General features: G+C 60.8%; 23 protein-coding genes. 12 read left to right on the top strand and 11 right to left on the bottom strand.

All coding sequences use genetic code 11. The annotated features are described in order from the left end of the window. Positions 1-49: 49 nt before the first annotated feature. Positions 50-1060 (top strand): tRNA dihydrouridine(20/20a) synthase DusA, encoded by a 1011-nt coding sequence (gene dusA / locus P3S72_RS09110; RefSeq protein ID WP_276197056.1) that lies wholly within the window; start codon positions 50-52, stop codon positions 1058-1060. A 208-nt stretch (positions 1061-1268) separates the two neighbouring features. After that, positions 1269-2195 (top strand): transaldolase, encoded by a 927-nt coding sequence (tal, locus tag P3S72_RS09105; protein WP_247402250.1) that lies wholly within the window; start codon positions 1269-1271, stop codon positions 2193-2195. Between the two features lie 174 nt (positions 2196-2369). On the opposite strand, the gene rssC is transcribed toward tal, so the two are convergent. Both rssC and rssB read right to left on the bottom strand, forming a co-directional pair. Further along, positions 2370-2852, bottom strand: a complete 483-nt coding sequence (gene rssC / locus P3S72_RS09100; RefSeq protein WP_017848891.1) for an anti-sigma factor antagonist RssC — start codon at positions 2850-2852, stop codon at positions 2370-2372. Beyond that, positions 2852-4033: a two-component system response regulator RssB gene (rssB, locus tag P3S72_RS09095; protein WP_247402248.1), complete on the bottom strand. Its 1182-nt coding sequence runs from the start codon at positions 4031-4033 to the stop codon at positions 2852-2854. The genes rssC and rssB overlap by 1 nt, the downstream gene beginning before the upstream one ends. A gap of 277 nt (positions 4034-4310) precedes the next feature. Between rssB and P3S72_RS09090 the strand changes: the two genes are divergently transcribed. Then, on the top strand, positions 4311-4607 hold the full coding sequence (locus P3S72_RS09090; RefSeq protein ID WP_247402245.1) for a PilZ domain-containing protein: 297 nt from the start codon (positions 4311-4313) through the stop codon (positions 4605-4607). A gap of 60 nt (positions 4608-4667) precedes the next feature. On the opposite strand, the gene P3S72_RS09085 is transcribed toward P3S72_RS09090, so the two are convergent. Next, positions 4668-5357: a VacJ family lipoprotein gene (locus P3S72_RS09085; protein WP_276197055.1), complete on the bottom strand. Its 690-nt coding sequence runs from the start codon at positions 5355-5357 to the stop codon at positions 4668-4670. A 195-nt stretch (positions 5358-5552) separates the two neighbouring features. On the opposite strand from P3S72_RS09085, the gene P3S72_RS09080 reads away from it, so the two are divergent. Both P3S72_RS09080 and P3S72_RS09075 read left to right on the top strand, forming a co-directional pair. Continuing rightward, the gene (locus P3S72_RS09080; RefSeq protein ID WP_276197054.1) at positions 5553-6161 is read left to right on the top strand and encodes an HAD family phosphatase; all 609 of its coding nucleotides are present in this window, start codon (positions 5553-5555) and stop codon (positions 6159-6161) included. Positions 6162-6271: 110 nt separating this feature from the next. Further along, entirely contained in the window at positions 6272-6538 is a 267-nt protein-coding gene (locus P3S72_RS09075) for a DUF4404 family protein (protein WP_247402236.1), read from the top strand. A gap of 137 nt (positions 6539-6675) precedes the next feature. Here P3S72_RS09075 and queF read toward each other — a convergent pair whose 3' ends face one another. Together queF and P3S72_RS09065 are read right to left on the bottom strand one after the other, a co-directional pair. Then, complete coding sequence (gene queF, locus P3S72_RS09070; protein WP_276197053.1) at positions 6676-7506, bottom strand: NADPH-dependent 7-cyano-7-deazaguanine reductase QueF; 831 nt, start codon at positions 7504-7506, stop codon at positions 6676-6678. 86 nt (positions 7507-7592) lie between these two features. After that, positions 7593-8114 (bottom strand): cupredoxin family protein, encoded by a 522-nt coding sequence (locus P3S72_RS09065; RefSeq protein WP_276197052.1) that lies wholly within the window; start codon positions 8112-8114, stop codon positions 7593-7595. A gap of 156 nt (positions 8115-8270) precedes the next feature. Here P3S72_RS09065 and P3S72_RS09060 point away from each other — a divergent pair, with 156 nt between their 5' ends. Together P3S72_RS09060 and P3S72_RS09055 are read left to right on the top strand one after the other, a co-directional pair. Beyond that, the gene (locus P3S72_RS09060) at positions 8271-8951 is read left to right on the top strand and encodes a heavy metal response regulator transcription factor (protein WP_253394144.1); all 681 of its coding nucleotides are present in this window, start codon (positions 8271-8273) and stop codon (positions 8949-8951) included. Further along, entirely contained in the window at positions 8948-10303 is a 1356-nt protein-coding gene (locus P3S72_RS09055; RefSeq protein ID WP_276197912.1) for a heavy metal sensor histidine kinase, read from the top strand. The genes P3S72_RS09060 and P3S72_RS09055 overlap by 4 nt, the downstream gene beginning before the upstream one ends. Before the next feature lie 136 nt (positions 10304-10439). On the opposite strand, the gene P3S72_RS09050 is transcribed toward P3S72_RS09055, so the two are convergent. From P3S72_RS09050 to P3S72_RS09040, 3 genes are read right to left on the bottom strand one after another with little or no spacing between them, the layout of a single operon-like run. After that, positions 10440-11684, bottom strand: coding sequence for a lipoprotein-releasing ABC transporter permease subunit (locus P3S72_RS09050; protein ID WP_276197051.1), 1245 nt, complete (start codon positions 11682-11684; stop codon positions 10440-10442). Positions 11685-11744: 60 nt separating this feature from the next. Continuing rightward, complete coding sequence (lolD, locus tag P3S72_RS09045; RefSeq protein WP_017477213.1) at positions 11745-12428, bottom strand: lipoprotein-releasing ABC transporter ATP-binding protein LolD; 684 nt, start codon at positions 12426-12428, stop codon at positions 11745-11747. Between the two features lie 7 nt (positions 12429-12435). Continuing rightward, positions 12436-13686 carry a lipoprotein-releasing ABC transporter permease subunit gene (locus P3S72_RS09040; RefSeq protein ID WP_247399978.1) on the bottom strand — a complete coding sequence of 417 codons (1251 nt, stop codon included), beginning with the start codon at positions 13684-13686 and terminating at the stop codon, positions 12436-12438. A gap of 94 nt (positions 13687-13780) precedes the next feature. Between P3S72_RS09040 and P3S72_RS09035 the strand changes: the two genes are divergently transcribed. Both P3S72_RS09035 and P3S72_RS09030 read left to right on the top strand, forming a co-directional pair. Continuing rightward, positions 13781-14365, top strand: a complete 585-nt coding sequence (locus P3S72_RS09035) for a PilZ domain-containing protein (protein WP_276197050.1) — start codon at positions 13781-13783, stop codon at positions 14363-14365. Between the two features lie 44 nt (positions 14366-14409). After that, the gene (locus tag P3S72_RS09030; RefSeq protein ID WP_276197049.1) at positions 14410-15132 is read left to right on the top strand and encodes a glycerophosphodiester phosphodiesterase family protein; all 723 of its coding nucleotides are present in this window, start codon (positions 14410-14412) and stop codon (positions 15130-15132) included. Positions 15133-15174: 42 nt separating this feature from the next. On the opposite strand, the gene sthA is transcribed toward P3S72_RS09030, so the two are convergent. Both sthA and P3S72_RS09020 read right to left on the bottom strand, forming a co-directional pair. Then, complete coding sequence (sthA, locus tag P3S72_RS09025) at positions 15175-16569, bottom strand: Si-specific NAD(P)(+) transhydrogenase (RefSeq protein WP_247399972.1); 1395 nt, start codon at positions 16567-16569, stop codon at positions 15175-15177. A 188-nt stretch (positions 16570-16757) separates the two neighbouring features. Then, complete coding sequence (locus tag P3S72_RS09020; protein ID WP_276197048.1) at positions 16758-17768, bottom strand: FAD:protein FMN transferase; 1011 nt, start codon at positions 17766-17768, stop codon at positions 16758-16760. Between the two features lie 64 nt (positions 17769-17832). On the opposite strand from P3S72_RS09020, the gene P3S72_RS09015 reads away from it, so the two are divergent. Next, positions 17833-18366 (top strand): chalcone isomerase family protein, encoded by a 534-nt coding sequence (locus P3S72_RS09015; RefSeq protein WP_276197047.1) that lies wholly within the window; start codon positions 17833-17835, stop codon positions 18364-18366. A 205-nt stretch (positions 18367-18571) separates the two neighbouring features. Here the strand turns inward: P3S72_RS09015 and P3S72_RS09010 are convergent, their stop codons facing one another. Further along, entirely contained in the window at positions 18572-20035 is a 1464-nt protein-coding gene (locus P3S72_RS09010; RefSeq protein WP_247399966.1) for a glyceraldehyde-3-phosphate dehydrogenase, read from the bottom strand. 340 nt (positions 20036-20375) lie between these two features. On the opposite strand from P3S72_RS09010, the gene mfd reads away from it, so the two are divergent. Next, positions 20376-23825, top strand: coding sequence for a transcription-repair coupling factor (gene mfd / locus P3S72_RS09005; RefSeq protein WP_276197046.1), 3450 nt, complete (start codon positions 20376-20378; stop codon positions 23823-23825). A gap of 11 nt (positions 23826-23836) precedes the next feature. Then, positions 23837-24403 (top strand): CsiV family protein, encoded by a 567-nt coding sequence (locus tag P3S72_RS09000; RefSeq protein WP_276197045.1) that lies wholly within the window; start codon positions 23837-23839, stop codon positions 24401-24403. Positions 24404-24410: the final 7 nt, after the last annotated feature.

Raw genomic sequence — 24410 nt, 5'->3', positions numbered from 1 at the left:
AAAAAGGCCTGAAAACGCCCTAAAACCTGCCGAATACACGTTGAGTAAAATGATTCAAAAACAGAGCTTTAGCCCAGCAGAATCAAGCCCCGCACTGTCTCGGCGCTTTAGCGTTGCACCCATGATGGATTGGACCGACCGCCACTGCCGGTTCTTCCTACGCCTGCTCTCCAAACACGCCCTGCTCTACACCGAGATGGTCACCACCGGCGCGATCCTCCACGGCGATCATGACCGCTTCCTGCGCCACAACGACGCCGAGCACCCGCTTGCGCTTCAATTGGGCGGCAGTGTTCCCGCCGATCTGGCCGCCTGTGCCCGAATGGCCGAGGCTGCCGGTTACGACGAAGTGAACCTGAACGTCGGCTGCCCCAGCGATCGGGTGCAGAACAACATGATCGGCGCGTGCCTGATGGGCCATCCGGCGTTGGTGGCGGATTGCGTGAAGGCGATGCGCGATGCGGTGTCGATTCCGGTGACGGTGAAGCACCGGATCGGGATCAATGGGCGGGACAGTTACGCCCAGTTGTGTGATTTCGTCGGGCAGGTGAAGGATGCGGGGTGTACCAGTTTTACCGTGCATGCGCGGATTGCGATTCTGGAGGGGTTGTCGCCGAAGGAGAATCGCGACATTCCGCCGTTGCGGTATGACGTGGCGGCGCAGTTGAAGCGGGATTTTGCCGAGTTGGAGATTATTCTCAACGGTGGGATCAAGACGCTGGAACAGTGCCAAGAGCATTTACAGACGTTTGACGGGGTGATGCTGGGCCGGGAGGCTTATCACAATCCGTATGTGCTGGCGGAGGTGGATCAGCAGTTGTTTGGCAGTGCGCGGCCGGTGATCAGTCGGGCAGAGGCGTTGGCGCAGTTGCGGCCTTATATCGCGGAGCATTTGGCGAGCGGTGGCTCGATGCATCACATTACGCGGCATGTGCTGGGGTTGGGGACGGGTTTCCCTGGGGCGCGCAAGTTCAGGCAGTTGTTGTCGGTGGATATTCATAAAGCGAGTGATCCGTTGGCGTTGCTGGATCAGGCGGCGGGGTTGCTGGAGGGCCGGTGAAACCGGCGCCCACCTGTTTATCGCGGTGTTCATTGGGCTGTTGGGTTGAACCTGCGGGCGATCTTGCCCTCCTATTTAGCAGCAAGGCCAGTCATTCAAACGGCTGTTTTCAGGTTGTTGCCCTCGCAAACGATCGAACGCATTTGCGCCCTTGAGCGCCTGCCAGCGCTCGGGTAATGTCATCAGACCCATAGGACAGAGCACGCCCATGACTTCCAAGCTGGAACAACTCAAACAGTTCACTACCGTCGTCGCCGATACCGGCGATTTCGCGGCCCTCGCCAATCTCAAGCCGCAAGATGCCACCACCAACCCTTCCCTGCTGCTCAAGGCCGCGTCGATTCCGGGCTATGCCAAGTTGCTGGATGAATGCGTGAAGGACTGCAACGGTGATGTTGGCCTGGCCAGTGACCGTTTTGCGGTGGCGGTGGGTCAAGAAATCTTGAAAGTGGTGCCCGGCCGTATCTCCACCGAGGTGGATGCACGCCTGTCGTTCGACACTGACGCCGTACTCAAGCGCGCGCACCGTCTGATCGACCTGTACGACAAAGCCGGGGTTGGCCGTGATCGCGTACTGATCAAGATCGCTTCCACCTGGGAAGGTATCCGCGCGGCGGAGAAGCTGGAAAAAGAAGGCATCCAGACCAACCTGACCCTGCTGTTCTCCTTCGCCCAGGCCGTGGCCTGTGCCGAAGCGGGTGTGTTCCTGATTTCGCCGTTCGTGGGCCGTATCTACGACTGGTACAAGAAAGCCAACGGCAACGACTACACCGGCGCCGATGATCCCGGCGTGCAATCGGTGACGCGCATCTACAACTACTACAAGGCCAATGACTACAAAACCGTGGTGATGGGTGCGAGCTTCCGCAACCTGAGCCAGATCGAAGAGTTGGCCGGCTGTGATCGCCTGACGATCAGCCCGGACCTGCTGGAGAAACTGGCGGCCGATACCGGCAAGCTGGAGCGCAAGCTGTCGCCAGGCCATGCCGGTGAAGCGCGGGTGCATCTGACTGAAGCGCAGTTCCGTTGGGAGTCCAACGAAGATGCGATGGCGACTGAGAAGCTGGCCGAGGGGATTCGTCAGTTTGCTCGGGATCAAGAGAAGCTCGAAGCGTTGTTGTCTGCCAAGCTGTAAAAGCGGCGGCAGCAAAAAGGGCGGCACCTGTGAGGGTGCCGCCCTTTTTTTCAGTTAGGAACTCGGTCAAATGTGGGAGGGGGCTTGCCCCCGATGGCGGTGCATCAGTCAGCAAATCTGTAGCTGGCCCACCGGCATCGGGAGCAAGCCCCCTCCCACACTTGGAGAGTGAGGTCAGTGGCGTTCGAGGGCGTTGACGAGGTCGTGGAAGGCTTCGCGATTGGACTCGTTCAAGCCCATCAGGATTTTGTGCGCTTCCAGCACCTTGATCCGCACGATTTCCTCGGATTGGTCCTGGGACGGCAGGTCGGTCAGGCATTCCGGGCAGGGGATCGGGCGGTCAACGATGTTGAACACTTGATCGAAGCCCATGGACTGCAGCAGACGGGTGATGTCTTCGTGGGTGGTGACGACGGTGGGCAACAGGCCGACCTTCTGCCGAGACAGAATGGACAACTTGGCCAACAACCCAAGGGTGGTGCTATCGATGCTGCGGGTTTCGGTCAGATCGATCACGATCGCCGAGAAATTCAGTGCTGTGAAAATCCGCTCAATCGTTGCATCCAGCGCCGAACACAAGGTCAGGCGCACTTCACCGACAAACTTCAGGACGAAGGTCCCGTCTTGCTCGGCGAATTGGATTCTTCCGGTACTCATCAAAGATTCCTGCTCAACACCAATAGGGCGATATCATCCGGCATCTCCCCTAGCGTGGCCAATCCAAAAACCTGCCGCAGACCATCCAGGCTGCCGCCCGCCGACTTGACCCGTTGGGGCAAGGCGGCTTCTTTCTCTTTGAGTGTAGGCTCTGGAAGAAGGTCCAGGATGCCATCGGACATCAGCGTCAGGCTGAAGGTCGGCGGCAGCTCCAGGATGTGGTCTTCGTAGGTGGCTTCATTGAACAAGCCGACGGGCAGACCACGCCCTTCCAGGTAGCGCACACTGTCAGGAGTGTACAAAACCGGCATCGGCAGGTGACCGCCGATGCTGTAGGTCAAAAGACCGGTTTCTTCATCAATCACGCCGCCCACCATCGTCACGTGCTTGCCCAGCTTGCAGCTGATCAGGCCTCGGTTGATGTGGCCCAGCACCTGGGAGGGGGTGAATTCCGGCAAGGTGCCACTGCGCTTGGATTCAAACAACAGCCGTGTGGTCATAAACTTCAACAACACGGTGACAAACGCCGAGGATGCACCATGGCCGGACACGTCGGCCAGGTAGAACGCAACCCGCCGCTCGTCTACGCGGAAATAGTCGACAAAATCACCCGACAGGTACAGCGACGGGATGATCTGGTGCGCGAACTTGAATTCATCGATGGTCCACGGGCTGACCGGCAGCATGTTCATCTGCACCTGGCGACCGGCGTTCTGGTCTTCCTGGAGCAGATTCAGGCTGGCTTCGAGTTCGCGGTTGGCGGTTTCGAGCTTTTCGCGGTAGCGCTGGTTTTCCACCAGTAGGCGTGCACGATCCAGGGCACGGCGCACCGAGTGCTCCAGCACCGCCAGGTCTTGCAGGGGCTTGATCAGGTAGTCGGCGGCGCCCAGGCGCAGGGCCTCGACGGCATCGTTCATCACCCCGGCACCGGACACGACAATCACCGGCGTCTGCGGAGCAAGCTCGGTCACCTGGCGAATCAACTCGAGGCCGCCCATCTGAGGCATGCGCAGATCGCAGATCACGAGGTCGGGCTTATCGCGCTCGAATACCTGGAGACCCTGTTGGCCATTGCTGGCCTGCAGGACGCTGAAGCCACTGTCTTCCAAATAGGCCGCAAGGCTTGCGCGCACTACTTCGTCGTCATCGATTATCAGCAGCGTGGCACTGGTTTTTGGCATGTGGGCAAACGGCGCCAGAATTAGGTTGGCGTAGGCGGCTCGGCAATGGCCGTGCTCACGCTACTGGATTCGCTTTCTAGCCTCTCTGTCCTACAAAGCATAGGCTTTTTGCCCACGCACAACTGTAAAGCAGAGGTGCCCTTCTAAGGCGCAGACGGTACTCCCATCCGCCAGGGGTTTCAAGCTCATGCCGATGGTCGCCGGGCGTCTTTACATCGCAAATCACAGGGAGTTATAAGAACAGCCATCACCACAACACAAAGTAAGGATGGAAGCTGTGAGCGAACACGAGCGCGACTACGCTGAAAAGCGCGATTTCATCCGCATGCGAGTGGATGCCGATGTCTCTTTGATCCACGCCGGGCAGGAAATTGACGGGGTTTGCGTGGACCTTTCCAGCTCCGGCATGCAAGTGCAGGCACCTCGCCAGTTCACCGTGGGCGACCTGCTGACCGTGCGCATCGAGTCAGAACATGCCGCCCTCACGGGCCTGGAAGCGGACACCCAGGTGGTATGGGCGAAGAACGAGGGCGATAAACAACATTTGGGGCTGAAGATCCTGAAAATGCGCTAATACCTGCGCACAAAAAAGGCGACCATGCGGTCGCCTTTTTTCGTTTCAAGACGTCTCGACTTAGAAGTCGTCGACGACCTTCCCATCCTTGACCTTGAACTCGCGGTTCTGCAGGTAGGCGTTGCGAATGAAGGTGTACTTGTCGCCGGTGATCAGCTTCTCGCTGTCGAGCAGGCTGGCACGGGTGTCGACAATGTTCAGGCCAAAGGTGCTGTTGCGCCAGCCGATGTCGTTCATGTAGCGGTACGGTTGGGTGTAGCTGTCCACGTATTTGGACGGTGCGTCGCGCAAGGTGCTTGGACCCAGCAACGGCAGCATCACGTAAGGACCGCTACCCACGCCCCAGTAACCGAGGGTCTGGCCGAAGTCTTCATCGCTGCGTTGCAGCCCCATTTTGGTGCCTACGTCGACGAAGCCCAGCACGCCTATGGTGGTGTTCATCAACAGGCGGGCTGTATCCACACCGGCGGCGTGAGGTTTGAGTTGCAGCACGTTGTTGGCCAGGTTGCCGACATCGCCGATATTGCGGAAGAAGTTGTGAACGCCGTTCTGCACGAATTGCGGGGTCACAAACTGATAGCCTTGGGCCAATGGTTTTAGGGCGTAGGTATCAACGGTGTCGTTGAACGTAAAGATCGGGCGGTTGACGCTTTCCCATGGATCATCTTCCGACGCAGCGTTTACGGCGAAAGGGGCCAGCAGGACAGTGGCACACACCGAAAGCTGAGCGAAGTAGTGGCTCCAGCGCATAGCTTTTGCTCCTTGAATAGTCTGTCATGGGCGCTATGCCCTGAATAAGGCGCCAGTATATGACGGAAGTGTCCTTTTAGGCATCTGCCAAGAAACGACATACAGAAAATGTACAAAATTCCTACAATTACTCGAGAGTGTCATCGACTTGTCACACCACCCCGATAGCGTCACAGCTATTTCAGGGATGTCGAAATGCCTCACGCCGAGATTGCCATCGCCACTGCCCCCACCTTGACCGCCGTGTTGTTTGGCCTGAGTGGCTGCCTGGTGGATTTTGGTTCCCAGGCGCGCACCGATTCACCCTCCCCGCATTCCGAGGCCACGCCAGGAGCATTGAAGAGCCTGCGCAGCCTCAAGGAACAAGGCGTGCCCTGCGCCTGGCTGGATGAGCTGCCGCCCTCGGTGACAACCCCGCTGGCCGCTGCGCTGCCCGACTGGCTCAAGGCGACGTCACCGTCTTCCATCCGCTGGCCCGCGCCCCATGCGTGCTGGCAAGCCTTGATGGAATTGAACATCGAACGCCTGGAAGGCTGCGTACTGGTCAGCGGCGAGCCGCGCCTGCTGCAATCGGGCCTGAACGCTGGGCTGTGGACTATCGGCCTGGCGTCCTGCGGTTCGCTGTGCGGCCTGGCGCCAGAGCAATGGCAGGCACTGACCGAGCAACAGCGCGAATACAAACGCGGCAAGGCCACCGTGGCGCTGTATGGGTTGGGGGTGCATTCGGTGATCGATCACCTCGGCGAGCTCGGTACCTGCTTGGCGGACATCAGCCTGCGCCAGCTCAAAGGCGAAAAGCCCTGATTGAGATCATGCACAGACGGCGCCGGTAGATTAATCTACAGCTCCTCTCGTAGACCTTTCTCGGCGTGCCGTGGTCTACGCCAGTGCCTATCGATAAAAGGAAGAACACCATGCCTGCCCGCGAAAAACTGCAAGAACAGGTCAACATCCTGCGCGAGCAACTGGAACAAGAACCACCGCTGCCGTCCGAAAAACGTGAAGCGCTGGAAGCCTTGCTTGCCAAGTTTGAAGTGCAACTTGAACTGGAACCGGCCACTCAGCCGCCGAGCATCGCTGATGATGTGAACCGGGCGGTAGAAAGTTTCGAGTTGGACCATCCGGGCATTGCCGGGACGTTGCGCAATATTGTGATCACCTTGGGCAACATCGGCATTTAACCCGAGCCCAAGCCAAGCACAGAACCAAAATATGGGAGGGGGCTTGCTCCCGATTGCAGTGGGTCAGGCACAGATACTGTGACTGACACTCCGCTATCGGGGGCAAGCCCCCTCCCACATTTTGGTTTGTGTGAAGGTTACTGGCGGGCCAGGCGCAGGTTTTGGAACTCCACATCCTCAGTACTGCGATACGGGTTGATATCCAGCCCACCCCGCCGCACATAGCGCGCAAACACCGTCAACTTCTCCGGTTTCAGCAAGCGCTGCAAGTCCAGGAAGATCCGCTCCACGCACTGTTCATGGAAGTCCGAGTGCTGGCGAAAGCTCACCAGGTATTCCAGCAGGCTGGCGTGATCCAGTTGTGCGCCGCGGTATTGCACCGCCACGCTGCCCCAATCGGGCTGGCTGGTGACCGGGCAGTTGGATTTGAGCAGGTGGCTGTGCACGCTCTCCTCGACAATGCGCGAGTCATCGCAACGCAGCAGTTCCGGACGCGGGTGTTCGTAGTTGCTGACGCTGATATCCAGGTCATCGATGCACACCCCCGGCAACGTCACCACGCCTTCGGCCTCAACCTCGGCCAGGCTGCGGATGCGCACGCCCACCGGCTTGCCGGCAGCAGCGCTGAGGTCGGTGCGCAACGTCGCCTCCAGGCTTTGCGTATCGGCAAACGCGGTCTGGTTCAGTGAGTTGAGGTACAGCTTGAAGGACTTGGACTCGATGATATTCGGCGAGTCGGCTGCAATGCTGAATTCACCGATGGCCACCACCGGCTTGCCCGACGGCAGCAACCAGGACAGTTCGAAGCAGTTCCAGAAATCCACGCCTTTGTAAGGCAGGGTCTCGGCGCTCAGGCCCAGCTCGGCCCATTTCGCGGCGCGAGGGATCGGGAACAGCAACGAGGGGGTGTAGGTGCTGATGTATTCACTGGACTTGCCCAGCGGCGAATGTTCGGCTGCGGGATGCATGGCGGAAACCTGGCTAAATAAACCCTGGCAGTCTACCAGCCTTTGCCCCCGCCCCTAAGAAACACAGCACGCGCGCCCTCGCAGGCTCAATGGACGTTGAGCTTGCCGACCATGCCCGCCTGGTAATGCCCGGGAATATTGCAGGCAAACTCAAGGCCGGAGGCCTTGGTGAACGTCCAGGTCAATTCGGCGGTTTTACCGGGTTCTACCAGTACGCTGTTGGGGTCATCGTGCTTCATGCTGGCCATAGCACCGTGATCCATGGCGCCGTGGTCCATCTTGCCCATACCGGTGGCGTTCAGCATGCCGCTCGACTGCATCTGCATCATTTGCTTCTGATGCTCAGCATGCATGGCCGCATCGCCCAGGTTGAACTCGTGGAGCAACTGGCCTTTGTTGACCAGCACAAAACGCACGGTCTCACCGGCCTTCACATCCAGGGACTTGGGCGAAAAGGACATATCCTGCAGCACCACTTCCACGGTGCGCGTGGCCTTATCGGCAGATGCCGGCTGGCCGAATGCATAGGTGTGGGCCGTGTCAGCCATTGCCCCGACACTCAACGCCAACAGGCAGCCTGCCAACAACAGGGGGGTACGCAATGCCATCTCAATTCTCCAAAGGTGTGGGATCGGTCTGAGGACCACTCTAAGATTGCACCCCTGCCAGCTAGCTGACTGCTAGATTACAACTTTGTCAGGTTGCGCCCCTCCCCTGGCCACCACGGTATAAAGTCCGACGTGACCCGCCGCCAAGAGCTGCCCATGAAACTGCTGATCGTCGAAGACCAACCCAAAACCGGCCAGTACCTGCGCCAAGGCCTGGCCGAGGCCGGCTTTACCACCGAACTGGTGGCCGACGGCACCAGCGGCCAACACTTGGCGCTGACCGGCGACTACGACCTGCTGATCCTCGATGTGATGCTGCCCGGCCGCGACGGTTGGCAGATCCTCCAGGCCGTGCGCAGCGCCGGACTCGACATCCCGGTGCTGTTTCTCACCGCCCGCGACGCCGTGGAAGACCGCGTACACGGCCTGGAACTGGGCGCCGACGATTACTTGGTCAAGCCGTTCGCCTTTTCCGAACTGCTCGCGCGGGTGCGCAGCCTGTTGCGCCGTGGCAGCAGCGCACCGCAGGAAACCGCGCTGCAACTGGCCGACCTGCGCCTGGACCTGATCCGCCGCCGCGTCGAGCGCGACGGCCAGCGCATCGACCTCACCGCCAAGGAATTCGCCTTGCTCGAACTGCTACTGCGGCGCCAGGGCGAAGTGCTGCCCAAGTCGCTGATCGCGTCCCAGGTCTGGGACATGAACTTCGACAGCGACACCAACATCATCGAAGTGGCGATCCGCCGACTGCGCCTGAAAGTCGACGACAACTTCCCCAATAAGCTGATCCACACCGTGCGCGGTATGGGTTATGTGCTGGAGGAACGATGCAGTTGATCAAGCACCTGTCCCTGAGCAGCCGCCTGGCTCTGCTGTTTGCGGCCTGCACCGCCGTGGTCTCGTTGCTCGCCGGCGTGCTGTTCAACCGGGCCAGCGAGGCGCATTTTGTCGAACTGGACCAGCAATTGCTAGAGAGCAAACTGGTGGCGCTGCGCAGCACCTTGCAGGGCGTCGACTCGCCGCAGTTATTCGCCCAACGCGAAGCACAACTGCGCGCCGAGCTCAATCGCCAGCCTGACCTCGCATTACGCATCACCGCCGCCGGCCAGCGCTGGTTTGACGGCGCACCGAACATCAGCCTGCCCGAATCGCCTGGCCTGCACGGCCTGCAGAACGCCGGCACCGACTACCGCGTGTACAACGCGCCGTTAAGGCCGGGCCAACCCGACTCGCCGCAACTGAGCCTGATGCTCGACATCACCCACCACCAACACTTCCTGCAACGCATGCAGCATTTGATCTGGCTCACGGTCAGCTTCTCGGCCCTGGCCACCGCGCTGCTCGGCGCCTGGGCAGCGCGCAGCGGGCTGCGGCCGTTGCGGCGCATGGGCGAAGTGGCGGCCGGCGTGTCGGCCCATTCCCTGACCCAGCGTTTGCCCGAGCAGGGTATGCCGGTGGAACTGGCAGAACTGGCCCAAGCCTTCAACGCCATGCTGGGCCGACTGGACGACGCGTTCCAACGCCTCTCGGCGTTCTCCGCCGATATCGCCCACGAACTGCGCACCCCCCTGTCGAACCTGTTGACCCACACCCAAGTCATCCTCACCCAGCCGCGCCCGCTGGAGGATTACCGCGAGGCGCTGCACAGCAACCTGGAAGAGCTGCAATGGATGGCGCAACTGGTGAACGACATGTTGTACCTGGCCAAGGCCGATCACGGGCTGCTGGCGCCCACGCGCGAACCGTTGAAGCTGGCGGATGAAGTGGACGCGCTACTGGAGTTCTTCGTCTTGCTGGCGGAAGACGCGCACGTCAGCCTGGTGCGCGAGGGTATGGCCCACACCACTGGCGATCGCGGCATGTTGCGCCGGGCATTGTCCAACCTGTTGGATAACGCGCTGCGCTTTACTCCGGCGGGCGGCGAGGTGCGGGTGCATCTGACGGAAGGGGCACACGGCGTGACGCTGACGGTGGAGAACAGCGGGGAAGGCATCCCGGCGGACGTGTTACCGAGGTTGTTCGACCGCTTCTACCGGGCCGACCCGGCGCGCCATGAAGGCAGCAGCGAGCATGCGGGGCTGGGGTTGGCGATTACCCAGTCGATTGTGCGGGCGCATGGGGGGCGGATTTATTGCGAGTCTGAGCCGGGGTGGACGCGGTTTGTGATCGAGTTGCCACGGGGAGTTTGATGCAAGCTGTGTTGGCGCTATCGGGGGCAAGTCGAATCGTCGCACCGCCCCTCCCACATTTTGATCTGTGAACACCTTCAAAATGTGCGAGGGGCGGTGCGACGATTCGACTTGCTCCCGATAGCGGTCTTAAATCCTACGAATACCTGAGGGCATGCGCCGGCTCAATCTTCGCCGCCCGATACGCCGGGTAAATCGTCGCCAAAAAGCTCAACACAAACCCGGCCGAGCAAATCAGCAGCACATCCCCACCCTGCAATTGCGAGGGCAGGTTGCTGACGAAATACACGTCCGAACTGAAGATATGCTGCCCGCTCACCCGCTCCAGCCACCCCACCAGTTCACTGACGTTCAGCGCCGCAATCACCCCCAGCACGCCGCCGATCAGGGTGCCGACGATACCGATCACCGTGCCCTGCACCATGAAGATCGCCATGATCTGCCGTGGCGTGGCGCCGATGGTACGCAGGATCGCGATGTCCGCGCCCTTGTCGTTCACCACCATGATCAGCGTGGCGATGATGTTGAACGCCGCTACCGCGACGATCATCAGCAACAGCAGGCCGATCATGGTTTTTTCCATCTTCATCGCGCTGAACAGGCTGCCCTGGGTGTGGGTCCAGTCATCCGCCTTGTAGGCCGCACCGAGGCTGGCGGCGATGTCCGCCGAGACCTTGGGCGCCGCATACAAGTCCTTCACCGCCAGGCGCACGCTCTGCACCTGGTTCGGCTGCCAATGCTGAATTTCTGCGGCGTCGGCCATATGGATCAACGCCATGGAGCCGTCCAACTCGGCGCCGACCTTGAAGATACCGACCACGTTCAAACGCTGCATGCGCGGGGTAATGCCGCCCGGCGCGCTGCTGATTTCCGGGACAATCAGGGTCAGCTTGTCGCCCACGTTCAGGCGAAAGCGCCGTGCGGTGATTTCGCCGACCACCACGCCGAACTCACCGGGCTTCAAGTCTTCGAGTTTGCCCTGCACGATATGCTGGGCCACGATCGACACCTTGCCTTCCTGGGCCGGGTCGACGCCGCTGATCTCGATCGGCTGCATCGCGCCCTTGTAGGAGAACATGCCGTCCATCTGCGTGAACGGTACTGCGGCGGTCACTTCGGGATTCTTCATCGCGGCGGCGGCTACCGGCTGCCAATCGTCGATCGGCTTCACACCGACGACGGTGGCGTGAGGCACCATGCCGAGGATGCGCGAGCTCATTTCGCGTTGAAAGCCATTCATCACCGACAACACCACGATCATCGCCAGCACGCCCAGGGCGAGGCCGATCATCGAGGTCATCGAGATAAACGAAACAAAACGGTTGCGGCGCTTGGCGCGGGTATAGCGCATGCCGATGAAAATCGATAACGGTCTGAACATTCGCGTACACCGCCTGAAAAAATGAAAAAGCCCGGCGTCATGCCCCGGGCTTGAAACAGGTCAGATGGCGACCAGATGACCTTCCTGCAGGTGCAATACGCGGTCCATCTGCCGGGCCATGCTCATGTCATGGGTCACCACCAGGAACGCGGTGCGCATCTGGGTGCTCAGTTCCAGCATCAAGTCCTTGATGCCCTGGGCAGTGTGGGAGTCGAGGTTGCCGGTCGGCTCGTCGAGCATCACCAGGCCCGGGTTGTTCACCAGCGCACGGGCAATCGCCACACGCTGGCGCTCACCACCGGACAATTCGGCCGGTTTGTGCTCCAGGCGGTGACCGAGGCCGACGCGCTCCAGTAAGGCCTTGGCACGCTGGCGCGCCTCCGGGATCGCGGTCTTGCCGATCAGCAGCGGCATGCACACGTTTTCCAGAGCGGTGAACTCCGGTAACAGGTGGTGGAACTGGTACACGAAGCCCAACGAACGGTTACGCAGTTGGCCACGAGCCTTTTCACCGAGGGCCGACAGCTCTTCGCCGGCCAGCCACACGCTGCCCTGGGACGGCGTATCAAGGCCGCCCAACAGGTTGAGCAAGGTACTTTTGCCGGAACCGGAACTGCCAACGATCGCCACGCGCTCGCCGGGGTGCAGCTCAAGTTGCAGGTTGGACAACACCACTACCGATTCCGGGCCTTCCTCGTAGGATTTGCCCAGGTTGCGGCAGCTCAGGATTGCTTTTTCACTCATGCCCGATTCACTCATAACGTAAGGCCTGTGCTGGCTGGGTACGTGCCGCGCGCCAGGCTGGATACAGGGTGGCAAGGAAACTCAGGACCAACGCAGCGCCGCCCACCATCAGCACGTCCTGGGCCTGAACCTGGGACGGCAAGTAGTCGATGAAGTAGACGTCGGCGTTGAGAAACTTGTGGCCGATCAGGGTTTCGAGGCCAGCGATGGCCGCGCTGACATTGAGCGCAGCCAGAATGCCCACTGCGGTGCCGATCAAGGTGCCGACCACGCCGATCACCGTACCCTGCACCATGAAGATCGCCATGATCTGCCCCGGCGTGGCCCCCAGGGTGCGCAGGATGGCGATGTCACCCTTCTTGTCGTTCACCACCATCACCAGTGTGGAAATGATATTGAAGGCCGCCACCGCGACGATCAGCAGCAACAGCAGGCCGATCATGGCTTTTTCCATGCGGATGGCCTGGTACAGGTTGCCGTGGGTACGGGTCCAGTCGCGGGCGTAGAACTGGCTTTCACCCAGGTGCTGGGCGATTTCCCAGGCGCCGCGCGGGGCGTCGAACAAGTCGTTGAACTTCAGGCGCAGGCCCTGCACCTGGTCCGGCTTCCAGCGATGCAGGCGCGCGAGGTCGGTGAGGTTGGTCAGGCCAAGGTAGCCGTCGATCTCGCCGGCGCCGACGTGGAAGGTGCCAACCACGGTAAAGCGTTTCATGCGCGGGAACATGCCGGCCGGGGTCACGGTGACTTCCGGGGCGACGAAGGTCAGCTTGTCGCCGATGCCCACGCCGAGCTTGGCCGCGGCTTTGTCGCCGATCACGATGCCAAAGCTGCCGGGCGCCAGATCGTCGAGTTTGCCCTGCAGCATGAACTTGTCGATGATCGAGACGTTGCGCTCCTGAACCGGGTCGATGGCGTTGAGCAGGATTTTCTGCACCTTGCCATCATGCGTCAGCAGCCCTTGCATCTGGGTGAACGGTGCCACGGCCACGACCTTGGGGTTCTGCTTGACCTTGTCGGCCAGGCTTTGCCAGTCGCTGATCGGTTCACCCGACTCGATGGTCGCGTGGGGCACCATGCCCAGCACGCGGGTGCGCATCTCATGATCGAAGCCGTTCATCACCGACAGCACCACGATCATCACGACCACGCCAAGGGCGAGACCGATCATCGAGGTCAAGGAAATGAACGACACAAAATGATTGCGACGCTTTGCACGGGTATAACGCGTGCCAATAAATACGAAGAGAGGTCTGAACATGTCGGGGCTTGTTCGGAGGAAAAGAAGACGTCCCGGTGGCGGGGTCTGGTAAGCAGCTTTACACTCAGACCATTACCGCTACCTTGGGTTCGCCATGTCGACATTAGATGAAGAAGAACGCCGCGAATACTACCGTATCGACGACATGATCGCACTTCAAATCAAAAGCCTGTCCGCCCCCGAAGCGGCGAGCAAGGAAGTGCTACTGGATGATTCGCCGCTGTTCAACCTGCTCAGTGAACTGCACCTGAGCGAATTCGAAGCACAGCACCTGTTGCGCCAGCTCAGCGAGAAAGATCGCAGCCTGGCCGCCCTCCTCAGAGTCCAGAACAAACGCCTGGATCTGCTCAGCCAGATCATGGCGCGCGGCCTGCTGGACGAAGTCGGCGCCCCGCAGCCGGTGATCATTTCCGAAGGTGGCATCGACTTCCAGCACCCGACCGCCCTGACACTCGGTACCCACCTGGCGGTCAAGCTGGTGCTGATGCCCCAGGCGCTGGGCCTGTTGTTGCGGGCCCGGGTCACCCATTGCGATGCCAAGGGCGCCGCGTTTGCCATCGGCACGGAATTCGAATCCATGACCGACGCCCAACGCCAATTACTGGCGCGCTACATCCTGCAGAAACAGGCGCAGGAACGGCGCCTGGCGCGGGAACAGAGCGATGACCAAGACACCTGAATTCGTATTCACCCCGCCAGACGACCTGGCGTAAAGGAGCAACTGTGACCCTGATCTACGGCCACCGCGGTGCCAAAGGCGAAGCACCGGAAAACACCCTGACCAGCTTCCAGCAGTGCCTCAAGCACGGTGTACGCCGTTGCGAACTGGATTTGCACCTGTCCATGGACGGCGAACTGATGGTCATCCACGACCCGACCCTCAAGCGCACCGCCGACCGGCGCGGCAAAGTCGTCGAGTATTCGGCGGCAGACTTGATGAAGATGGACGCACGCAAAGGCGGCCCCGGCTGGGTCAGCCCCTGCCCGATCCCGCGCCTGGAAGAGCTGTTCGAAAAGTGCGACTTCGATCACTGGCAACTGGAAGTCAAAAGCGCCTCGCGCACCCGTGCCGCGACCACCGTGCTGGCGATTCGGGAAATGGCCGTGCGTTTCGGCATCATGGACAAGGTCACGGTGACCTCAAGCTCACGGGAAGTGTTGAAAGCGGCCGTGGAACTCACCCCGGACCTGTCGCGCGGGCTGGTGGCCGAATACGCCTGGCTCGACCCGCTGAAGGTCGCGCAAAACTACGGCTGTGAGTATCTGGCCTTGAACTGGACGCTGTGTACCCCTGAACGTCTGGAAAAAGCCCAGCGCCAGGGATTGCACGTGTCGGTGTGGACAGTCAACGAACCTGCGCTGATGCGCAGGCTCGCCGACTTCGGCGTAGATAGCCTGATTACAGACTTTCCCGGTTTGGCCACTGCCACCCTCGAGAATTACTGAAATCGGTCTCCCCGGCCGGCTCAGGCCACCGGCCGGAGCCGCTCAAAAAAGCCGGTTGAGGCCGTCGTAGGCCGCTACCCGATAGGCTTCGGCCATGGTCGGGTAGTTGAACGTGGTGTTGACGAAATACTTGAGGGTATTTTGCTCGCCCGGCTGGTTCATGATGGCCTGACCGATGTGTACGATCTCCGAGGCCTGGTAACCGAAGCAATGCACGCCGAGGACTTCCAGGGTTTCACGGTGGAACAGAATCTTCAGCATGCCTTGCGGCTCACCGGCGATCTGCGCACGCGCCATGCTCTTGAAGAACGCCTTGCCCACTTCGTAAGGCACCTTGGCCTTGGTCAGTTCGTGTTCGTTCTTACCGATCGAACTGATCTCCGGAATCGTATAGATACCGGTCGGCACGTCGTTCACATAGCGCCAACTGCCATTATCGACAATGCTGCCAGCGGCCGAACGGCCCTGGTCATGAGCGGCACTGGCCAGGCTTGGCCAGCCGATCACGTCACCGGCACCGTAGATATTCGGCACACAGGTGCGATAGTTCTCGTCCACTTCGATCTGGCCACGGCTGTTGACCTTGACCCCGACATTCTCCATGCCCAGCTTGTCGGTGTTACCGGTACGGCCGTTGCACCACAGCAAGGCGTCGGCCTTGATCTTCTTGCCGGACTTGAGGTGCAGGATCACACCGTTGTCCAGGCCTTCGACCCGCTCGTACTCTTCGTTGTGGCGCACGGTGATGTTGTTGTTACTGAAGTGGTAACTCAACGCCTGGGAAATTTCCGAGTCGAGGAAGCTCAGCAACTGCTCGCGATTGTCCACCAGCTCTACCAGCACACCCAGGCCGCTGAAGATCGAGGCGTATTCGCAGCCGATCACGCCGGCGCCATAGATGATCAGTTTGCGCGGGGTGTGGCCCAGGCTGAGGATGGTGTCGCTATCGTAGATACGCGGGTGGTGGAAATCGAGATCCACCGGGCGATACGGGCGCGACCCGGTGGCGATGATGATGTGCTTGGCCACCAGCTTCTCGACCACACCGTTGGGGCAGACCACTTCGATGGTTTGCTCGTCGGCGAAGCTGCCGGTGCCGAAGAACAGGTCGACACGGTTACGGGCGTAATAGCCGGTCCGCGACGCCACCTGTTTGGAGATGACTTTTTCCGCGCTTTTCAGCACGTCCGGGAACGAAAACCAACGCGGCTCGCCAATGGCCCGGAACATCGGGTTGGTGTTGAACTGCATGATCTGGCGCACTGAGTGACGCAAGGCCTTGGACGGGATGGTACCCAGGTGGGTGCAGTTACCGCCGACCTGACGACGGCTATCGACCATCGCCACCTTGCGCCCTGCCTTCGCGGCGTTCATCGCCGCACCTTCTCCAGCCGGGCCGGAACCCAGTACTACCACGTCGTAGTTGTAGACAGCCATGCATACTCCTCAGAACAGGCCAGGCCCACGGTTGGACGCCTGGCTAAATCATGCCGCGGCCAGCGGTCATGAAGGACAATTTGGCTCAAGTGTGTGAACCGGGGCACAGTCTATATAAGGCTCAATGCCGCGCACATTAACCCTTGGTCGCGTCGTAGGCCAGTTTTGCCTTTACTACATGGCGCGGATTACGGTTTCACCGCAGTCAGTTGCTCGAACGCCTGATTACTGCGCGTGACGAAAGCATCGCCCTCGCGAAGCACAAAAAACGCAGCGATCTGGTGCTGCTCAGCGTAATCCCAGCCTTGCTCCGGCCCAAGGATCAACAGCAACGTCGACACCCCATCGGCCATCAGCGCCGACGGATGCAACACCGTCACCGATGCCAGTTGATGGGTAATCGGCGCACCGGTCCGCGCATCCAGGGTGTGGGAATAGCGCCGACCATCCTGCTGGAAATAATTACGATAGTCACCAGACGTGGACACACCAAAGCCGTCGACGTTGATGACTCTTTCGGCGACCCGTTGATCGTCACGGGGTTCTTCCAACGCCACGCGCCAGGGCGAGCCGTCAGGTTTGTGACCGGCAGCCTTGAGTTCGCCGGTGGCTTCGGCGAGGTAGTGATGAATACCCAGGCCGCTCAACAGCTCGGCGATGCGATCCACCGCGTAACCGGCAGCAATGCTGTTGAAATCGACTTCGACGGCGGCGTCCTTGCACAGTTGCTCGCCGTCGATACGCAGATGCTGATGACCGACCCGCTGGCGCACCTGCGCCAGCGTCGCGGCGTCCGGCACCCTGAGTTGCCGGGCCTGAGGCCCGAACCCCCACAGGTTCAGCAGCGGTTCCACCGTCAGGTCAAACGCACCCGCGCTGGCCTGGGACAGCTGCTCGCCGGTACGCACCAGTTGCAGAACCGGCGCCGGCATCGGCTGGCAGCTATTGGCCGGCAGGTTGTTGAAACGCTCGATATCGGAGTCGCTGCGGTAGGTCGACATCTGTCGGTCGACGTCCGCCAGGATATTTTGCACCTTGCGTTGGAGCTCTTTCGGCGCGGGTGCCGTCGAGCTTCTGACATACTGAATCGAATAGGTGCTGCCCATGGTCGGGCCACCAAACTGCTCCAGCGTATCGCCGCCACAGCCGGCCAGCGCCGCAAAACCGCACACCATCGCTATCTGTCGCAGGCTGCCCATAAACTTAATCGCCGTCGAAAATTGAATTACCCTGTAGGCACACACCTTTGCAGGACCCACCATTATGCGGCATGCAGTTATCTGTTTATGGCTGATGTTCTCGATCCCGGCGTTCGCCAATGAGGCGGATCGTCTCACCCAGGCGAACTTTCCGGCGCAGTCCGAGCAGTTGGTACTGAAAAACCAGGCGCTGCTGACTTACCTCTGGGCGGATGTGTATGCCGCGGCGCTGTATGCCCCGGCCGAGATCAGCGCAAAGCAGTCCTGGGATCGGCAAAAAGACCTGCGCCTGGTGCTGTATTACTTTCGCGATATCGACCGCAACGATGTGATTAAAGCCGCGAACGCCACCCTTGAACGCCAGCAGGCCAGCGCCCGCCTGAAACCAGAGCTTGCGCAACTGCATGCGCGTTTTCGCAACATCCGCAGCGGTGATCGCTACGCCCTGGATTTTCGTCCGGGACGCGGCCTGAACCTAGAGATCAATGGCCAGGTGGTGTTCAGCAGTCGCGATGAGGAACTGGCGAGGGCGTACCTGGGCATCTGGCTGGCGCCGAAGGGGCTGTCCGATAGTTTGCGCAGCAAGTTGCTGAACTGATGGCGTCGGGGCCGTGGCAAAGGCTGCGACTGATCCACCGCTATCGCGGGCAAGCCCGCTCCCACATTTGACGGCGTACCGCCTGACGCACTGCACTCCCCAGTGGGAGCGGGCTTGCCCGCGATGAGGCCTGTGCAAACAACATAAATCCCCAGCCAGAAAAAAGCCCCGAACCAGTCGGGGCTTTTTCATTCAACCTGAACGCTTAGCGCGGGAATGCAGGCGGGTTGACCCCGGCCATGTCTTCCATCACGCGAACGACCTGGCAGCTGTAGCCGAACTCGTTGTCGTACCACACGTACAGCACAACGCGGTTGTCCTGGGAAATGGTCGCTTCCGCGTCCACCACGCCGGCGTGGCGCGAGCCAACGAAGTCGGTGGAGACCACTTCCTGCGAGTTGACGAAGTCGATTTGCTTATGCAGATCGGAGTGCAGCGCCATGTAGCGCAGGTACTCGTTCATCTCTTCACGGGTAGCGGCTTTCTCAAGGTTCAGGTTGAGAATCGCCATCGATACGTTAGGCGTCGGCACGCGGATCGCGTTGCCGGTCAGCTTGCCGGCCAGCTCAGGCAGGGCCTTGGCGGCAGCGGTGGCGGCACCGGTCTCGGTGATCACCATGTTCAACGCGGCGCTGCGGCCACGGCGATCGCCCTTGTGGAAGTTGTCGATCAGGTTCTGGTCGTTGGTGTACGAGTGAACGGTCTCGACGTGGCCGTTGACGATGCCGAACTTGTCATTGACGGCCTTCAGCACCGGCACGATGGCATTGGTGGTGCAGGAAGCGGCGGACACGATCTTGTCGTCAGCGGTGATTTCCGCGTGGTTGATGCCGTGAACGATGTTCTTCAGCTTGCCTTTACCAGGCGCAGTCAGGACAACGCGGGCAATACCCGGGCAGGTCAGGTGCTGGCCCAGGCCTTCGGCATCACGCCATACGCCGGTGTTATCCACCAGCAGGGCGTCCTTGATGCCGTACTGGGTGTAATCCACCTCAGTCGGGTTCTTCGCGTAGATCACCTGGATCAGGTTACCGTTGGCGGTGATGGTGTTGTTTTCTTCGTCGATGACGATGGTGCCGTTGAACGGACCGTGTACCGAGTCGCGACGCAAGAGGCTCGCGCGCTTGGCCAGGTCGTTCTCGGCGCCTTTGCGCACCACGATGGCACGCAGGCGCAAGCCATCGCCGCCACCGGTTTTGCCGATCAGGATGCGTGCCAGCAGGCGGCCGATACGACCGAAGCCGTAAAGCACAACGTCAGTGCCTTTGCGGGCGGAGGCGTTCTGCTTGCCCACCACGTCGGCCATTTCTTCACGCACGAACTGCTCGACGGAACGGCCGTTGGCTTCAGCGCGGAATTTGGCGGCCAACTTGCCCAGGTCTACCGAGGCCGCGCCGAGCTTGAGCTCGCTCATGGCTTTGAGCAGAGGGAATGTTTCGTGGACGGAGAGTTCGCTGTCGTTGGCAGAACGATGGCGAGCAAAGCGATGCGCCTTGAGAATCGCGATGACTGATTGGTTGATCAGGCTGCGGCCATAGATCGAGCTCACCACATTGTTATTGCGGTATAGCTGACCGATAAGCGGGATCATCGCTTCAGCGAGTGCTTCACGGTCGATCCATTCACCAAGACACTGGTCGGGCTTCTGAGTCACGGGAACCTTCCACATGTAGGGGCTGAAAAAAGGGGCTACATTATGCCGCCCGACCGCCCCAGGAGCAATGCGCGTCCCACAACAAAAAGCCCTTATCCAAAAAAGCCACCCCGCTGCAGCCCAGTAAATACGCGGGTTCCAGAAGGCCACTAGTGGAGCAGGCGGGACGACTTGTCCGTAACCCTCCGAAAACTATGTGTATTTCAGCACTACATATTGAGTCAAAACACGCCATTGTTTGTCTTAGCCACTACATTTCCCACAAACCGTAATAGGCTCAGTCAGCAACTGACAGGCGGCACCTCGGGCCGTTACAATTACCGACTTTGTCGCAACGCTTGGAGCTCAACCTTCCGTGCCCGTTCTGCGTCTACCGTTACTCCCTGCCGCGGCAGGTAAACAGCACTGGGGTAACTTGCCCGGTGCCGCCCTGAGCCTGGCCATCGCCGAGGCTGCCAGCGCAGCCAAGCGCTTTACCCTGCTGCTTACCGCCGACAGCCAAAGTGCCGAACGGCTGGAGCAGGAGCTGAGCTTCTTCGCCCCCGATTTGCCGGTGCTGCACTTTCCCGACTGGGAAACCCTGCCCTACGACCTGTTCTCGCCGCACCAGGACATCATTTCCCAGCGCATCGCCAGCCTGTACCGCCTGCCGGAACTGGCCCACGGCGTGTTGGTGGTGCCGATCACCACGGCGCTGCATCGCCTGGCGCCGACCAAGTTCCTGCTGGGCAGCAGCCTGGTGCTGGATATCGGCCAGAAGCTCGACGTGGAGCAAATGCGCACGCGCCTGGAAGCCAGCGGCTACCGCTGCGTCGACACGGTATATGAGCACGGCGAATTCGCAGTGCGCGGTGCGCTGATCGACCTGTTCCCGATGGGCAGCAAGCTGCCGTACCGCATCGACCTGTTCGATGACGAAATCGAGACCCTGCGCACCTTCGATCCGGAAAACCAGCGTTCCATCGACAAGGTCGAGTCGGTCAAACTGCTGCCGGCGCGGGAGTTCCCGCTGCAAAAAGACGCGGTGACGCGCTTCAAGGCGCGCTTTCGTGAGCGCTTCGACGTGGACTTCCGGCGCTGCCCGATCTTCCAGGACTTGAGCAGCGGGATTACCCCCGCCGGTATCGAGTACTACCTGCCGCTGTTCTTCGACGAAACCTCCACCCTGTTCGACTACCTGCCCCAGGACACCCAAGTGTTCTCGCTGCCGGGCATCGAACAAGCGGCGGAAAACTTCTGGAACGACGTGCGCAACCGCTATGAAGAGCGTCGCGTCGATCCGTCCCGGCCTTTATTACCGCCCGCCGAACTGTTCCTGCCGGTGGAAGAGTGCTTCGCCCGCCTGAAAAACTGGCCGCGCGTCGTCGCCAGCCAAGAGGATGTGGACGCTGGCACGGGCCGCGCGCGCTTCCCCGCGCAAAACCTGCCTAACCTGGCGATTGAAGCCAAGGCCAGCCAGCCGCTCGAAGCGCTGTCCAACTTCCTCGGCGATTTCCCCGGTCGCGTGCTGTTTACCGCCGAATCGGCCGGGCGCCGCGAAGTGCTGCTGGAGTTGCTGGAACGCCTGAAGCTGCGACCGAAAACCGTCGACAGTTGGCCGGACTTCATCGCCAGCAAAGAGCGCCTGGCGATCACAATCGCGCCGCTGAATGAAGGCCTGCTGCTGGACGATCCGGCCCTGGCACTGATCGCCGAAAGCCCGCTGTTCGGCCAACGGGTGATGCAGCGTCGTCGCCGCGATAAACGCGCCGACGCCAACAACGACGCCGTGATCAAGAACCTCACCGAGCTGCGCGAAGGCGCGCCAGTGGTGCATATCGACCATGGCGTCGGCCGCTACCTCGGCCTGCAAACCCTGGAAATCGACAACCAGGCCGCCGAATTCCTCACCATGGAGTACGCCGAAGGCGCCAAGCTGTATGTGCCGGTGGCCAACTTGCACCTGATCGCCCGCTACACCGGCAGCGACGATGCCCTGGCGCCGTTGCACCGCCTCGGTTCCGAGACCTGGCAGAAAGCCAAGCGCAAGGCCGCCGAACAGGTGCGCGACGTCGCGGCCGAGCTGCTCGACATTTATGCCCGGCGTGCAGCGCGCGAAGGTTACGCCTTCGCCGACCCAAAAGCCGACTACGCCACCTTCAGCGCCGGCTTCGCCTTCGAAGAAACCCCGGACCAGCAAACCACCATCGACGCCGTGCGCGCCGACATGCTCGCGCCCAAGCCGATGGACCGCCTGGTGTGCGGCGACGTGGGCTTCGGCAAGACCGAAGTGGCGATGCGCGCAGCCTTCATCGCGGTGCATGGCGGCAAGCAAGTGGCGATCCTGGTGCCGACCACCCTACTCGCCCAGCAGCACTACAACAGTTTCCGTGACCGCTTTGCCGACTGGCCGGTGACCGTGGAAGTGATGAGCCGCTTCAAGTCCGCCAAGGAAGTGAATGCCGCCGTCGCCGACCTGGCGGAGGGCAAGATCGACATCGTGATCGGTACGCACAAGCTGCTGTCGGACGATGTGAAGATCAAGAACCTGGGCCTGGTGATCATCGACGAAGAACACCGCTTCGGGGTGCGCCAGAAAGAACAGCTCAAGGCCCTGCGCAGCGAAGTCGACATTCTGACCCTCACCGCCACGCCGATTCCGCGCACGCTGAACATGGCGGTGTCGGGCATGCGCGACCTGTCGATCATCGCCACCCCGCCGGCGCGGCGCCTGTCGGTGCGCACCTTCGTGATGGAGCAGAACAACAGCACGGTCAAGGAAGCGCTGCTGCGTGAATTGCTGCGCGGCGGGCAGGTGTATTACCTGCACAACGACGTGAAGACCATCGAGAAATGCGCCGCCGACCTCGCCGAACTGGTGCCGGAAGCGCGCATCGCGATCGGCCACGGGCAGATGCGCGAGCGCGACCTCGAACAGGTGATGAGCGACTTCTACCACAAGCGCTTCAACGTGCTGATCGCCTCGACCATCATCGAGACCGGCATCGACGTGCCAAGCGCCAACACCATCATCATCGAGCGCGCCGACAAGTTCGGCCTGGCACAACTGCATCAACTGCGTGGCCGCGTCGGACGCAGTCACCACCAGGCCTACGCCTACCTGCTGACGCCACCGCGCCAGCAAATCACCGGCGACGCGGAAAAACGCCTGGAAGCCATCGCCAACACCCAGGACCTGGGCGCCGGCTTTGTGCTGGCCACCAACGACCTGGAAATCCGTGGCGCCGGCGAACTGCTCGGCGACGGCCAGAGCGGGCAGATCCAGGCCGTGGGCTTCACCCTGTATATGGAAATGCTCGAACGTGCGGTGAAAGCCATCCGCAAGGGCGAGCAACCGAACCTCGACCAACCGCTGGGCGGCGGCCCGGAGATCAACTTGCGCTTGCCGGCGTTGATTCCCGAAGACTACCTGCCGGACGTCCACGCACGGCTGATCCTGTACAAGCGCATCGCCTCGGCCACCGACGAAGAAGGCCTCAAGGACTTGCAAGTAGAGATGATCGACCGCTTCGGCCTGTTGCCGGAACCGACCAAGAACCTGGTGCGTCTGACCCTGCTCAAATTGCAGGCCGAGCAACTGGGCATCAAGAAGGTCGACGCCGGGCCGCAGGGCGGGCGCATCGAGTTCGAAGCGCAGACGCCGGTGGACCCGCTGGTGCTGATCAAGCTGATCCAGGGCCAGCCCAACCGTTACAAGTTCGAAGGGGCTACGCTGTTCAAGTTCATGATTCCGATGGAACGCGCCGAAGAACGCTTCAACACCCTGGAGGCGCTGTTTGAGCGCCTCATCCCGAAATCTGCTTGAAGGACGCCCCAATGCGCGTGTTCCGCATTCTGAGCTTGTTATTAGTGGTACTCGCACCCTCCGCGTTTGCCGACAGCCTGTACCAAGTGGAAATGGTTCTGGTGCGCCAGAACATGGAGCCGGTGATCAACAGTCGCGCCGCGCCGGAAGACTGGGATGCCGGTGCCGTGCGCCTGGGCGACAGAAAGAGCCCGCCGCGCCTGGGTACGATCGTCGACAAACTTCGCGCAGACACCAACTACACCGTGCTCGCACACAAGGCCTGGGAACAGAACCTCGGTGAGCTGCCGGTAAAAATCGCGATCACCGACGGCCAGGAGCAGTTCGGCCAGTTTCCCATCGAGGGCGTGCTGAACCTGCAACTGGGCCGTTTTACCGATATCGACGCCGACTTCTGGATCAACCAGTTCGACGGCAACGGCAGCGTCATCGCCAGCGAGCACCTGGCGCAGAAAGACGTGCGCACCAAGAACAACCAGCTCAACTACCTGGATGGCGGCCACCTGGCGCTGCTGATCAAGATCACCTCGTTGACCGCCAAGCAGCCCAGCGCACCGCCCACCGACCTTCAGGACTGATCCAGCG

Origin of the sequence: Pseudomonas sp. D3 (assembly GCF_029320995.1) — a bacterium.
GTDB classification, from domain to species: Bacteria; Pseudomonadota; Gammaproteobacteria; order Pseudomonadales; family Pseudomonadaceae; genus Aquipseudomonas; species Aquipseudomonas paraveronii.
The sequence above is the reverse complement of the archived record's forward strand: the minus strand, read 5'-3'. Positions and strand labels throughout refer to the sequence as shown.

Bases quoted from the DNA above. Each gene is read 5' to 3' on its own strand.
- tal (WP_247402250.1), top strand. From the start codon at position 1,269: ATGACTTCCAAGCTGGAACAACTCAAACAGTTCACTACCGTCGTCGCC.
- queF (WP_276197053.1), bottom strand. From the start codon at position 7,506: ATGCATCCCGCAGCCGAACATTCGCCGCTGGGCAAGTCCAGTGAATAC.
- P3S72_RS09085 (WP_276197055.1), bottom strand. From the start codon at position 5,357: ATGCGCTGGAGCCACTACTTCGCTCAGCTTTCGGTGTGTGCCACTGTC.
- P3S72_RS09050 (WP_276197051.1), bottom strand. From the start codon at position 11,684: ATGTTCAGACCGTTATCGATTTTCATCGGCATGCGCTATACCCGCGCC.
- P3S72_RS09080 (WP_276197054.1), top strand. From the start codon at position 5,553: ATGCCTCACGCCGAGATTGCCATCGCCACTGCCCCCACCTTGACCGCC.
- P3S72_RS09075 (WP_247402236.1), top strand. From the start codon at position 6,272: ATGCCTGCCCGCGAAAAACTGCAAGAACAGGTCAACATCCTGCGCGAG.
- dusA (WP_276197056.1), top strand. From the start codon at position 50: ATGATTCAAAAACAGAGCTTTAGCCCAGCAGAATCAAGCCCCGCACTG.
- P3S72_RS09040 (WP_247399978.1), bottom strand. From the start codon at position 13,686: ATGTTCAGACCTCTCTTCGTATTTATTGGCACGCGTTATACCCGTGCA.
- P3S72_RS09020 (WP_276197048.1), bottom strand. From the start codon at position 17,768: ATGGGCAGCCTGCGACAGATAGCGATGGTGTGCGGTTTTGCGGCGCTG.
- P3S72_RS09065 (WP_276197052.1), bottom strand. From the start codon at position 8,114: ATGGCATTGCGTACCCCCCTGTTGTTGGCAGGCTGCCTGTTGGCGTTG.
- rssB (WP_247402248.1), bottom strand. From the start codon at position 4,033: ATGCCAAAAACCAGTGCCACGCTGCTGATAATCGATGACGACGAAGTA.
- rssC (WP_017848891.1), bottom strand. From the start codon at position 2,852: ATGAGTACCGGAAGAATCCAATTCGCCGAGCAAGACGGGACCTTCGTC.
- P3S72_RS09015 (WP_276197047.1), top strand. From the start codon at position 17,833: ATGCGGCATGCAGTTATCTGTTTATGGCTGATGTTCTCGATCCCGGCG.
- sthA (WP_247399972.1), bottom strand. From the start codon at position 16,569: ATGGCTGTCTACAACTACGACGTGGTAGTACTGGGTTCCGGCCCGGCT.
- P3S72_RS09035 (WP_276197050.1), top strand. From the start codon at position 13,781: ATGTCGACATTAGATGAAGAAGAACGCCGCGAATACTACCGTATCGAC.
- P3S72_RS09000 (WP_276197045.1), top strand. From the start codon at position 23,837: ATGCGCGTGTTCCGCATTCTGAGCTTGTTATTAGTGGTACTCGCACCC.
- lolD (WP_017477213.1), bottom strand. From the start codon at position 12,428: ATGAGTGAAAAAGCAATCCTGAGCTGCCGCAACCTGGGCAAATCCTAC.
- P3S72_RS09060 (WP_253394144.1), top strand. From the start codon at position 8,271: ATGAAACTGCTGATCGTCGAAGACCAACCCAAAACCGGCCAGTACCTG.
- P3S72_RS09010 (WP_247399966.1), bottom strand. From the start codon at position 20,035: ATGTGGAAGGTTCCCGTGACTCAGAAGCCCGACCAGTGTCTTGGTGAA.